General features: G+C 40.1%; 11 protein-coding genes and 1 pseudogene. 6 read left to right on the forward strand and 6 right to left on the reverse strand.

Annotated elements, in window-relative coordinates; genetic code table 11:
* Positions 1 to 119: 119 nt before the first annotated feature.
* A pseudogene (locus FTU82_RS13925) lies at positions 120 to 674 on the forward strand (heavy metal response regulator transcription factor); the annotation flags it as partial.
* Entirely contained in the window at positions 667 to 2,067 is a 1,401-nt protein-coding gene (locus tag FTU82_RS13930; RefSeq protein ID WP_004668314.1) for a heavy metal sensor histidine kinase, read from the forward strand. The pseudogene FTU82_RS13925 and the gene FTU82_RS13930, both read left to right, overlap by 8 nt.
* 38 nt (positions 2,068 to 2,105) lie before the next feature.
* Here FTU82_RS13930 and FTU82_RS13935 read toward each other — a convergent pair whose 3' ends face one another.
* The 6 genes from FTU82_RS13935 to FTU82_RS13960 form a co-directional block, all read right to left on the reverse strand.
* A complete protein-coding gene (locus FTU82_RS13935; RefSeq protein WP_180001712.1) occupies positions 2,106 to 3,389 on the reverse strand; it encodes an MgtC/SapB family protein in 1,284 nt (427 codons plus the stop codon).
* A complete protein-coding gene (locus tag FTU82_RS13940) occupies positions 3,386 to 5,761 on the reverse strand; it encodes a heavy metal translocating P-type ATPase (RefSeq protein ID WP_159516733.1) in 2,376 nt (791 codons plus the stop codon). Before FTU82_RS13940 ends, FTU82_RS13935 begins: the two co-directional genes overlap by 4 nt.
* An 11-nt stretch (positions 5,762 to 5,772) precedes the next feature.
* Positions 5,773 to 6,423 carry an isoprenylcysteine carboxylmethyltransferase family protein gene (locus FTU82_RS13945; RefSeq protein ID WP_004663997.1) on the reverse strand — a complete coding sequence of 217 codons (651 nt, stop codon included), beginning with the start codon at positions 6,421 to 6,423 and terminating at the stop codon, positions 5,773 to 5,775.
* 20 nt (positions 6,424 to 6,443) lie between these two features.
* Positions 6,444 to 6,692: a DUF2933 domain-containing protein gene (locus FTU82_RS13950; protein ID WP_004695740.1), complete on the reverse strand. Its 249-nt coding sequence runs from the start codon at positions 6,690 to 6,692 to the stop codon at positions 6,444 to 6,446.
* 26 nt (positions 6,693 to 6,718) lie between these two features.
* Entirely contained in the window at positions 6,719 to 7,150 is a 432-nt protein-coding gene (locus tag FTU82_RS13955) for a hypothetical protein (RefSeq protein WP_004695737.1), read from the reverse strand.
* 603 nt (positions 7,151 to 7,753) lie between these two features.
* On the reverse strand, positions 7,754 to 7,996 hold the full coding sequence (locus FTU82_RS13960) for a DUF2789 family protein (RefSeq protein ID WP_004281876.1): 243 nt from the start codon (positions 7,994 to 7,996) through the stop codon (positions 7,754 to 7,756).
* A gap of 351 nt (positions 7,997 to 8,347) precedes the next feature.
* On the opposite strand from FTU82_RS13960, the gene FTU82_RS13965 reads away from it, so the two are divergent.
* From FTU82_RS13965 to FTU82_RS13980, 4 genes are all read left to right on the forward strand, one after another.
* On the forward strand, positions 8,348 to 8,728 hold the full coding sequence (locus FTU82_RS13965; RefSeq protein ID WP_004281877.1) for a copper resistance protein CopC: 381 nt from the start codon (positions 8,348 to 8,350) through the stop codon (positions 8,726 to 8,728).
* A gap of 64 nt (positions 8,729 to 8,792) precedes the next feature.
* Positions 8,793 to 9,674, forward strand: coding sequence for a copper resistance D family protein (locus tag FTU82_RS13970; protein ID WP_180001713.1), 882 nt, complete (start codon positions 8,793 to 8,795; stop codon positions 9,672 to 9,674).
* A gap of 469 nt (positions 9,675 to 10,143) precedes the next feature.
* Positions 10,144 to 10,338, forward strand: coding sequence for a heavy-metal-associated domain-containing protein (locus FTU82_RS13975; protein WP_004281879.1), 195 nt, complete (start codon positions 10,144 to 10,146; stop codon positions 10,336 to 10,338).
* 178 nt (positions 10,339 to 10,516) lie between these two features.
* On the forward strand, positions 10,517 to 12,988 hold the full coding sequence (locus tag FTU82_RS13980) for a heavy metal translocating P-type ATPase (protein ID WP_180101488.1): 2,472 nt from the start codon (positions 10,517 to 10,519) through the stop codon (positions 12,986 to 12,988).
* The last annotated feature ends 117 nt before the right edge of the window (positions 12,989 to 13,105 follow it).

Here is a 13,105-nt window from a genome sequence, read left to right on the forward strand (position 1 = left end):
AAGAACGGACTGATCGCTATAAGTCGGAACTGACCGACTCAGGCTCTAGTTACACGTTTGGCAACAAGACATTAACAGAGTGCGAATTAGTCCTTGACTATGTTTGACTACATTTTAAGGAACAGTATGACTTAATTATTTTAGACGTGATGTTACCTGGACTAAATGGTTGGAATATTATCAATGATATTCGTAGCAGCGGTAAAACAATGCCCATTCTATTTTTAACAGCCAGAGATCAGATAGAAGATCGAGTAAAAGGTCTAGAGTTAGGCGCTGATGATTATTTAATAAAGCCTTTTGCTTTTGCAGAGCTTCTTGCTCGAATCAAAACTCTCCTTAGACGAGGGCAGCAAAGAGAAGATAGTAATATTATTAAGATTGCTGATTTAGAACTTGATTTGAGAAAACGTCGGGTAACGCGAGCGGGTCAACGCATTGATCTGACGGCAAAAGAATTCGCGCTTATGGAACTTTTTATGCGTAGACGAGGTGAAATTTTACCAAGAGCGCTGATTGCTTCTCAAATTTGGGATATGAATTTTGATAGTGATACGAATGTCGTTGAAGTCGCTATTAAACGATTAAGAAGTAAAGTTGACAGTAACTTTACTCCCAAATTAATTCAGAATATTCGAGGAATGGGGTATGTACTAGAGGTAGAGGATGAATAATAATTTATTCAGAGCGATCAGTTTCCGGATCGGTATCATTTTCTCATTATCTACTATTTTCATTCTAATTATTATGGGTTTGTTCATAAATAAATTAGTAATGCATCATTTTGAAACTCAAGACCGTACCCAATTAGAAGGTAAAATCCAGCTTATTCAGAATCTTCTCCAACAGCATCCTAAAAATTCTCCAGAACTTAATCTTTATTTAAGAGATGCGTTAGTTGGACACCATGATCTTATGGTCCAAATAGAACGACCGACAGGCCAAATTTTATTTAGTTCAGCATCCTCAATCATTAATACTCAAAATTTAATCAAGTCAGCAAATAATTCATGGATTAAATGGCAAGTTCAAAATAAGACCTATCGTGGCATGATCTACACTACAGGTATAAATAGAAATTCTGAAATACAATCTGTACAAATTATTGTTGGGATCGATACATCAGAACATCTACATTTTCTAAAAGATTTTAAGCGTCAACTTTTGTATATTGGTTTGGCTGGTACAATTTGTTTAATGTTTTTAGGTTGGTTTGCAACCTGGAGAGGTTTAAGACCCGTGCAAAAAATGGCTAAGGTCGCAGAAGGAATTTCTGCTCAACATCTTTCAGAACGTTTAGAAGTTGAGCATACACCAACCGAACTAAAATCATTGGCAATCGCCTTCAATGCTATGCTGGACAGACTAGAGTCAGCTTTAGAAAAACTTTCCGATTTTTCATCTGATTTAGCACATGAAATTAGAACACCGATTAATAATTTAATGACCCAAACTCAAGTATGTCTCGCCCGTAACCGAGATATTGGTACTTATCAAGAAATACTATTTTCTAATTTAGAAGAATTTGAACGTTTGGCTCGAATGATGTCCGATATGCTTTTCTTGGCAAAAGCAGAACATGGCTTAAATTTACAGAACTTACAGAATATTGACCTTGTTAAAGAAGTTACCGCTTTATTTGATTTCTATGACGCTCTCGCTGCCGAAAAAAATATGACACTTCAACAAACAGGATCTGGCAATGTAAAAGGTGATCCTGCTATGTTACGTCGCGCACTCAGCAATCTATTGTCTAATGCAGTTAAATATGGAAACAAGAATTCTACAATACGGATAAAACTTCAACAGAATTTAGATAACACAATATTTTCAATTGAAAATGAAGGCCCTGAAATCTCTCCTGAACAACTATCCAGATTATTTGATCGTTTTTATCGAACAGATGCGTCTAGGCAAAGAACAGAAGAAGGAACCGGCTTAGGGCTTGCCATAACAAAATCTATTCTTGATATGCTTGGGGCGACCATCCAGGCTGAATCCCTCAATGGTCGAATCATTTTTACCATTGTTTTTCAAAGTGAATCCATGCAAGGGGAATCGTTTTAACTCATTTTTTGAACATCCTCCATTTACCCGAGTTGACCTTACATAAAGCTCAAACTGAGAGCCAGAGCTACGCCAGCACCTATCATGGCAATTGTGTAGCCAATTATGATGGCTCGGCCAAACTGTGCCCCCCCTGTCATCCATGCAATTGTCGCTTTGCTTAACATGTTGCTCAGTGTGGCCAGCCCTAGCGCGACAGCAGCCACATTTGTTGTTAAGCCTTCAGTACTATGCAGGCGGGCAAGTGAGACTAAAATAGCATCTACGTCTGCTAGCCCGGAAATAGTCGATAGTACGAAGATGCCGCTGGTGCCCAACCATTGTTTTGCTGCCGGAACCAAGACTGCCATGACAGAAAGGAAAGCAGCGAAGCTGAATGCTGTCCCAAGATCAAAAGGAGCCATTGCTTCTATTGTTCGATCGTTGTTTTCAGCGCTGGTAATTTGGCGTTGTCTCCACAGTGCCATACCCAGCAAAAGGATTCCCGCAATCATCATTGCACCACCAAAAGTGCTTAGAAGTGCGGGTTCAATGACGCCTATCAGTACAGCCATACGAAAAAACATGATGCCACAGGCAGCCAATGTTCCAGAAATAGCAGCACTGACCATGACGGGGTGCTGGCGTGTATAGCGTGCCAGTGCGACAGTTGCAGCTGTAGAAGATGCCAAACCACCCAATAGACCTGTCCAGAGTATGCCTCTTTCTGAACCGGTGAGCCGCATGGCAAAATGACCTGCCAGAGAGAGTCCGGCAATCAGGATCACTGCCCACCATAACTGGTAAGGATTTAATGCAGCAAAAGGTCCCATACCCGTATTGGGTAAGTAAGGTAATATAACGACAGAAAGTACCAGTAACTGTAGAGATGCGGTTAATTCACGATGTTCGATCAAGCGTAACCAACCATGTAAGGTTGGCTTGAGATCCAAAAATACAGCCACGATGACAGCCGCTGTTAATGCTAAAGTAACATTACCATGGGATGCATATGCACCTAGAACTAATGTCAACAGCATCGCGATCGTCGTGGTAGCGCTTAAATTACCGGAAATTTTTGCGGTACGCGCGTAGGATACCGTAAGTAAAAGGGAAAGCCCTAATACGGCTGCGACTAGTGGCCAAGGCCCAAAGTTTGGCTGTAGATGACCCAGCACTCCTCCGAGTAATCCTGTCAATGTGAAGGTACGTAGGCCTGCTACTCGGCTGCCTTCTGGCAGTTCACGATCATTCCATCCTCGTTCTAAACCAATGAGCAGGCCGATGGCAAGTGCTGCAACTAGGCCTGATACATCTGGTGGAAGAAAAGGACTCTCTATCATAGCTTTTTATGTCGCAGGCGAAGGGCATTCGTGATCACTGAAGCGGAGCTAAAACTCATGGCCAAGGCCGCAATCATGGGTGACAACAACCAACCTGTAAATGGGTAGAGTACGCCAGCTGCTATTGGGATACCCAAGGCATTGTAAAGGAAAGCAAACATGAGGTTCTGTTTCATGTTGCTGACAGTAGCTTCCGAGAGTGAACGGGCAACCGAGATACCGCGTAAATCTCCCTTGACCAGGGTAACTTGAGCACTATTCATTGCGACATCAGTCCCGGTACCCATAGCGATACCGACATCAGCCTTGGCTAGTGCAGGTGCATCATTGATTCCATCGCCGGCCATTGCCACGATGCGACCTTGCTTCTGCAATTTGCTGACAAGTTCGAGTTTATCTGCGGGTTTGACTTCACCATGTATCTCATCGATTCCCAGACGTGCTCCGACTGAACGGGCAGTGGTGAGACCATCTCCCGTTGCCATTACGATACGTAGTCCAGCTTCCTTCAGGGTGGTAAGAGCTTCAGGAGTACTTTTTTTGATGGGATCAGATACTGCAAGCAGGCCGGCCAATTCACCATTGATGGCTAGATGCATGACACTTGCCCCTTCCGAACGCAGCTCTTCGGCTTGCGGAATCAGAGATTGTACGGAGATACCCAATTGTTCCATCAGTGCCGTGTTGCCCAAAGCTAACTGACGATCGCCCACTTGACCTCGAACACCGATCCCAGAGCCTGATTCAAAATTGTCTGGTGTTTCAAGAGACAGGCCACGTTCGTGTGCTGCATTTACAATCGCATCAGCTAGCGGATGTTCACTGCCTTGATCCAGGCTAGCGGCCAGACGTAATACTTCAGATTCCTCGAACCCTGCTGCAGCTACTACACGGTCGAATGCAGGGCGTCCTTCAGTCAACGTACCTGTTTTATCGATGATTAGTGTGTCAATCTTGCGCAGATTCTCAATGGCCGCCGCATCACGGAATAGCACACCATGGGTGGCACCTTGACCCGTCGCAACCATGATAGACATTGGGGTTGCCAAGCCCAGTGCGCAAGGACAGGCAATAATCAGTACTGCCACAGCATTGATTAATGCATAAACCCAGCTCGACTCTTCTGGGCCGAACAGTCCCCATCCAAAGAAGGTAAGTAAGGCAATAGCCACTACAGCCATTACGAACCAACCTGCTACCTGATCAGCCATACGTTGCATGGGTGCTCTCGAGCGTTGAGCTTGCGCCACCATCTGTACGATCTGAGCCAACATGGTGCTTGAACCAATTTTCTCTGAACGCATGATCAATGAACCATTGGTATTCAGGGTAGCTCCAATGACTTTGTCGCCGACGCGTTTAGTGATTGGTAAAGGTTCGCCTGTCAGCATTGATTCATCTACTGAACTGCTTCCTTCAGTGACTACACCATCCACAGGAACTTTTTCACCTGGGCGAATTCTGAGTAAATCTCCTACATGGACATGAGTCAGAGGAACATCTTCCTCAGTTCCATCGGGCAGGATTCGGCGAGCTGTTTTAGGAGCAAGTCCGAGGAGTGACTTAATTGCAGCAGAAGTTTGCGAACGTGCTTTTAATTCCAGTATTTGCCCCAGTAGGGTCAAAGAAATGATGACCGCTGAAGCTTCAAAGTAAACAGCGACACGACCCATGGAGATAAATGAGTCTGGAAAGATTTGTGGTGCAATGGTCGCAACCACACTGTAAATAAAAGCAGCCCCTGTACCTAGACCGATCAGGGTCCACATGTTTGGGCTGCGATTCACAACCGATTGCCAACCACGGGAAAAAAATGGCCAACCTGCCCACAGTACAATTGGGAGTGACAACACTAATTCAATCCAGCTCTGAACTGCCATGTCGAACAGGTTCAGTTGATGGCCAAACATTGCCAAAAAAGTCACGACTATGGTGAGTGGCAGTGTCCACCAGAAGCGTCGACGGAAATCACGTAACTCAGGATTCTCATCTTCCTCTAACTCGGGAATGAGTGGTTCCAGTGTCATTCCGCATTTAGGACAGTTTCCAGGATGATCCTGTCTAATTTCTGGATGCATTGGGCAAGTATAGATGGTCGTGCCTGTTGTGCTTGCATCATTAACGGATTGAGTAGTCTGATGATGCTGTGTATGTGCATCGGCAGTCGTCGTTGCGGGTTTAGCGATATATTGCACCGGGCTGCTATGAAACTTTGATTGACATTTATCACTGCAAAAAAAGTAAGTTTTCCCCTTAAATTCCTCATGGTATTTCGATTCTTCAGTGACGGTCATACCACAGACTGGGTCTTTCAGTACGTCTGTTGTAGCCTGTGCCATATGGTCCTGGTTATGATTTTTTTGATCTGACATAAATAATTCTCTTATGGAAAAGTGGTTTTATGGCCGAATTTTGGAATAAATCTCGGAGTCTGTTGAGCATAGCTGTCATAGACAGCGCCAAACTGTTTACTCATTTCAGCCTCTTCCTTAATTGCCAAGCGGCTGTACATTAAGAGTAGGATTGGAAACATAATCAGTGTCAGTAAAGTTGGCCATTGCAATAAAAAACCCAGCAAGATCATCACAAAAGCCACGTATTGTGGGTGACGTATACGTGCATAAGGGCCTGTGATCGCTAAAGAATGCTGACGTTGCGCGTTGTACAGCACGTGCCATGACGTTGATAACAGGTAAAATCCATAGCCCAAGAAAACGTAACTGGCGATATGCAAAATGCCAAAATGTGGATCACCTTTTTCACCTAATAGCGTTGACCACAAGTGACCTGCATTATGAGAAAGTAAGTCAAGTTGAGGGAAGCGAGTTTGAAGCCAACCAGATAACAGGTAAATGGTTAAAGGAAAACCATACATTTCGACAAATAGAGCAATGATAAAAGCCGAAAAGGCCCCAAATGTACGCCAATCGCGCGCAGTGGAAGGTCTAAAAAAACTGAAAGCGAACATGATAAAAACTGCTGAGTTAATGATAACCAGCGTCCATAAACCATAAGCCGATTCCGCATGATTCATGATGGATCTCCTGATAAGAGCTATTTTTTGTTATCAGATATATCGGATTTTTTTTGCTGCGAGTGGTTATGCCCATGACCACCATGCATAAAAATATGCATCAGTGGACACGCTAAAAGGAATAAATAAGGCAAAGCACCGATAACGTGGGCTAAATGTTCCGTTAATAGAAAATAAGCTGCGATACCACCCAGCACGATTAGACCAATGGCATAACGTGTAGACCAGAAGTTAGGTACTGAATTATTTTCTTGGTGTTGGTGATTCATGGTGCTTTCCCCTAATTCATGGGTAACTATTTAGTTGCTGACGGAGGCATACAGTCCATCATCATCTGCATCATGGATTGCATCATGTCCATACGTTTTTCCATCATCTGCTGACGGTCAGCCATATTTGCATTCATGCTTTGGCTGCCCATCTGTTTCATCATACTCATACCTCCTTGCATGAGTTTCATGTGCTCAGCCATAAGTTTCTGACGTTCTTGTGGGGTTTTTGCAGCCATCATCTTCTCATGCATGGCTTGCATCGCCTTCATGTGTTGATCCATTGCAGCCATTTTATCTGTAGCAGTGGTGCTGGTAACTGTTTGCTTAATTGTTACTGCAGATGGTGCTGTTTTTTCAGGGTGGTGATCTTTGTGTTCATCGGATTGCTGTGCAAATGTATTCAATGACGCGGCTGCGATACATAAGCCCAAAAAAATGTTTTTGAATTTCATCATAATTTTTTCCTTTAAATAATTTGGAAGTAAAAGCTATGTTTTAGTACTGAACAGAGTCTAGGAATTTGACTACTAAACTGATGAAATTTTTGGTTATTCTCTGTCTCTCTTAAAAATTTTAGCACTATTAATTAATTATTTTTAAAAATGACAAAAATGTAATTTTGAGATCTTCTCGAAATATATAGTCTATGCTGAGATGACAAAAATTTTATTTAATATTAATCTTTTAAAACTATTAAAGTTGTTATGATTTTATGTGCTTAAAAAAATAAAAATGAAATGATTAGATGACTCCAAGGCTAGTTAGAGACACATTCTTAATGTAATTTACACTGTTATTCCTTTAAAGAAAAAATACAGTTGATCAAAATAGTTTTTTATAGAAAAAAGGGTGGATAATTTAATTATTAAACTTATTGGTATATTTATTAGATAGAAGGTAAAGAAGATTATTTTTAATATTAGGGTTTATAATCCAAATTTCAGAGTAAGGAATCTACTACTTATATAATAGAGATTCCATCTCCAAAACAGTACTACTGTATGAATGAGTTGTATTCAATGCAGGGAAGAATGTAGATCCTTAATACTAACGGAAAATTATTTTACTGAATTTTCATGTAAAGACTCATTTAATTGATCAATCACTGTCGTCCATTCACCATCAGAGTGTAGTTTTTCTTCTAAAAAATGACGTTGAGCATCAGTCCAAAAAATTGCTTGTGTTAAAAAAACATCTCCAGCTAGCTGATGGCTCTCTATGAATTTTGCAATTGCTTCTTCAGTAGAAGCTAAACCAAGCTGTTCAAATAATTTGGTCATTCTTGGACGTGTTTGAGTCATGTGCTTAGCCCACAAATTTATATTAGATCAAATTAAACATAACATGTTTATATTTAAACTAAAATATAAAAAATTAAATAGCTACTATTTTCTTAGACAAAATGATTACTACATTTCATAAATCAACCACCTACATAATTTGTTTGTTAAATGATCATTATTTTTCAATAAGATTATTTTAATAGTTAAAGATTTTAAATTTTAAAAATGACAAAAATGTAATTTTGAAGTCATCGCTCTGTTTCTGTCTCTCACTAATAATTGAAATATAAGAGGAGATGATGTGGTCTCATTAAATATAGATTTTATAAAGTCATCTCTAATGAACTAACGAATCAAGAGGAAACGTAAATGAAATTATTTCAAAATAAAATGACTGCTCTACGTAATGTTGTAGTAGCTGCAACGATGATTGTGGCTACTACAACTACGTTCGCTCATGTGAGTTTAGTGAGTGCGATTCCTGCGGAAAATGCATCTATCCTTAGTCAACCAAAGAACTTGACCCTTAACTTTGGTGCAGAGGTTATGTTGATGAATATTAAGTTACTGGATGCTCAGCGAAGAGATGTTCCTTTAAAATATGAAGTTACTCATGACTTAAAGAAATCCTTTGATGTCGCTCTTCCGAAACTGAAAAAAGGTAAATATACCGTTGTCTGGACAACAATGGGGAAAGATGGTCACAACATGAATGGTGAATATAGTTTCACTATCAAATCAACTAAATAAGAATTGATTACCTTTCAACATGTCAGTGAGGTGCTGGCATGTTGTTCTAGAATGGACAAAAATAATGATTTCTGAATATTGGATGTGGGCCACTTGGTTAACTAAGGTTATTTTATATTTAAGTGTAGCTTTTGTCGTTGGTGGAGCCTTTTGCTATTTTTTACTTAGACAATATCTTGAACTAAAAGAATCGATTCTTAAATATATTACAATTGGCGCTGGATTAGGCCTAATTTCCAGTACCTTGGGATTTTTTATTCTGATTGGTAGTTTTGCCAATACTGGTATTACAGGTATGGTGGACCCCACGTATATTAATATATTGGTTAATACTCCGACGGGGTATATATACGTTCTTCGTTCTATTAGTTTTGCTCTTTTACTTCTTCTCATGGTGGTTAAACTTAACAGGAACAAAGGTCATTTTTCTATAATTGAAAGTTCAATATTTTGTGTTTTACTTCTCCCGATTATTTTTAGTTTTTCCCAGCTCGGACATGTCGCTAATTTAACCTTACTTGCTCAAATTTTATTATCAATCCATATTCTAGTTATGTCGTTATGGATGGGGTCTTTATATCCGTTATGGAAAACCAGCCGGGAAATAAGTGGTTTACCTTTAAAAGATCGCATGCATGTATTTGGACGTATTGCTGCTTTCATTGTTGGGATATTAATCGCCTGTGGCGCTAGTGTAGCTCTTCTTTTAATTAAAGATTTTAATACCTTAATCAATACTGCATATGGCTATGGTTTCATGGTTAAAATGTTTTTTGTTATAGGTATTCTACTTTTAGCTGCCTTCAACAAATGGTATTTCACCCCGCGTCTTCAATATCCTAAATTCGCTAAACACCTTAGTCATGCCATTTTATTTGAGATGTTATTAGGTCTATCAATTCTATTAACAACAGGCTATATAACCACTGTCGTGGGTATTGAATAAGAGAATTTCAAAATAAGGGAATTGAGGAAATTTAACATTACTGCATTTATCTTTTGTAGCTGAGCAATAAAGTTTCTACTGGACTGTCAACTTACGACAATCAGAACAGTAAAATCGCATCATGAGGCATTATACATAAAGGTAGTCACCGGTTTTTAGCTTATCTTCAACCCATAACGGTCTCATCTATTCAGTTCACTACCATTGATTGAAATAACTATTCTTATAAATTTCAGAGTGATCGTAGATGACAAAAATGTCATTTTAAAGTCACATTAATGTTGGTTAAGTACTTTTACTGTAGTCATTAGAACACTCTTCTTTGGAATACTCTGAAGAAAACTGTAAGGTTGTAAACAGACCAAGTTACAGCGAGTAACTGATTCAGAAAAAGGCTGGTTGTATGGTGAAAGTTTAGAGTTACTGTTCTAATGTTTTAAACAAATGTTTTGTTAAAAAGGAGCAACATATGAAATTTCACATCGCTAATATGACTTGTGGTGGTTGTGCACGCGGCATTACTACCGCAATTAAAGAGCTCGACTCGAATGCCTCACTCGATATTGATTTACAAAACCGTATTGTTGAAATCAATACAACGGTGAGTCAGGATCAAGTCATTGCCACTCTCAGTGAGCGTGGATTTACAGCTGATCCTGCTTAATCTCTGTTAGAGTAACAGTGGGAATTCCTTACCACTTTTACTCTCTCTTATTTTCCTCATCGTACAGATAAAACCTGTACTTGCTTGAAATAAAAGTAATCCCTGAATTCCCCCTAATCTTGGTTCGAGCTGATCTTCGCATATAGAACTCAGCATATCTAAATGATAGAGATCGTATATGAGTACCGAAATGACTGATACGCCACACTACAGTGAAACATTAGAGATTGAGGGGATGACATGTGCTTCTTGTGTAGGCCGTGTGGAAAAAGCTTTAAAATCTGTTGAGGGTGTTGAATCGGCTCATGTAAATCTGGCTACCGAAAAAGCAGTCATTTATGCGCATCAACCACTTGATCGCGCTACTTTAATTAAAGCCGTAGAAAAAGCAGGCTACGAAGTGGAAGCGCTGCAACCAATAGAGCTTACGATTGAGGGTATGTCATGTGCTTCTTGTGTAGGTCGAGTAGAAAAGGCCTTAAAATCTGTTGAGGGTGTGGAATCAGCTCATGTAAATCTGGCTACTGAAAAAGCGACTATTCAGGCAAGCTCATCTGTCACTCGTGACTCGTTAATTCAGGCTGTCACCAAAGCAGGGTTTGAAGCAAAGTCAGTTCATCAAACTACGGAAAGCTTTCAAGATAAAAAAAATATTGAATTAGAAAAACTTAAAAAAGATTTAATTTTGTCAGTCTTATTGACTCTACCCGTTTTTATTTTAGAAATGGGATCACACCTGATTCCCGCCTTTCATACGTTTATGATGGATAACATTGGCCAACAAAATAGCTGGTTAATGCAATTTTTCTTGACCACAGTAGCATTAATTTTTCCAGGCCGACGCTTCTTTAAAAAGGGCATCCCAAGTTTATTCCGCTTAGCACCAGACATGAATTCCTTGGTAGCTGTAGGAACATTGGCTGCTTATCTTTATTCAGTGGTTGCTACTTTCTTTCCAAGTGTCCTGCCACAAGGCACGGTCAATGTTTATTATGAAGCTGCAGCGGTTATTATCACTTTAATTCTATTAGGTAGATTTTTTGAAGCCAAGGCAAAAGGCCGAACGTCTTTAGCAATTCAACATCTAGTTGGAATGCAGCCTAAAGTTGCCAGAATACAGCTCAATAATCAGGTGATAGAAGTTCCGATTGCCGAAGTTCAAACAGGAACGATTGTAGAGATTAGACCAGGTGAGCGTATCCCTGTCGATGGTGAAGTTATTCACGGCCAAAGTTTTATTGATGAATCCATGATTACTGGCGAGCCTATGCCCGTTGAAAAAACGATAGGCTCTACTGTGGTAGGAGGAACAATTAACCAAAGTGGCAGCTTAAATATCAAAGCCACCTCTGTTGGTAGTTCATCAGTGCTTTCTCAAATCATCCGAATGGTTGAACAGGCACAGGGTTCCAAGCTGCCTATTCAGGCATTGGTTGATAAAATTACCATGCGGTTTGTACCTGTAGTAATGGGTCTCTCTCTTTTAACTTTTCTTACGTGGTTTATCTTCGGCCCTGAACCAGCCCTAACTTTTAGTTTAGTGAACGCGGTTGCTGTACTCATTATTGCATGTCCTTGTGCGATGGGACTTGCAACGCCTACATCAATCATGGTGGGAACTGGGCGGGGTGCTGAAATGGGGGTTTTATTTCGTAAAGGTGAAGCTTTACAGCTGCTCAAAGAAACTAAAGTGGTTGCAGTTGATAAAACAGGGACTCTGACTGAAGGGAAACCAATTTTAACCGATCTGCATGTCTTAGAAGGTTTTGAATACAATACCGTACTTTCACTGATGGCAGCCGTTGAATCAAAGTCTGAGCATCCTATTGCTCGAGCAATTGTACAAGCCGCTATAGATAAGGAATTAATCCTGTCTCCTGTTGCTGATTTCAAGTCAGTCACGGGCTATGGAATAGAAGCAACGGTGTCTGAACATTTGGTTCATATTGGTGCAGATCGATATATGGAAAAACTAGGTTTGAATCCTAATGTTTTTTCTCAATTTTCGGATCGTTTGGGAGAAGAAGGAAAAACCCCTCTCTATGTTGCGATTGACCAGAAACTTGCTGCCATTATTGCTGTAGCAGATCCAATTAAAGAATCAACATTTGCTGCAATTGAAGCGTTACATCAGTTAGGTTTAAAGGTTGCCATGATTACAGGTGATAACCGTCATACAGCTCAAGCGATTGCAAAAAAACTAGGTATTGATGAGGTTATTACAGAAGTCTTACCAGAAGGTAAAATAGAGGCCGTTAAAAAATTAAAAAATCAATATGGTAAACTCGCATATGTTGGAGATGGCATTAATGATGCCCCTGCACTTGCAGAAGCAGATATTGGTTTAGCAATAGGTACAGGTACAGACGTAGCTATTGAAGCTGCTGATGTGGTTTTGATGTCTGGCAACCTGAAAGGAGTGCCAAATGCTATCGCTTTAAGCAAAGCGACTATAACCAATATTCGTGAAAATTTATTTTGGGCATTTGTTTACAATGCAGCTCTGATTCCTATTGCAGCAGGTGTACTTTATCCGCAATTTGGACTGCTACTTTCTCCTGTATTTGCTGCTGGTGCAATGGCTCTCTCGTCAATATTTGTACTAGGAAATGCTTTACGATTAAAACGTTTTAAAGCCCCGGCAGAGTAAAACTTGAAGTGCGACATAAACCACCTAATTAATTTAAAGGGTTTATGGAGTATATAAAATTGTCATACCATCATCTTAACTTTGAAGATCGTACTGCATTAATGCTTGAGTCAAGAA

The organism is Acinetobacter sp. YH12151, assembly GCF_013418355.1.
Taxonomy (GTDB): domain Bacteria; phylum Pseudomonadota; class Gammaproteobacteria; order Pseudomonadales; family Moraxellaceae; genus Acinetobacter; species Acinetobacter pseudolwoffii.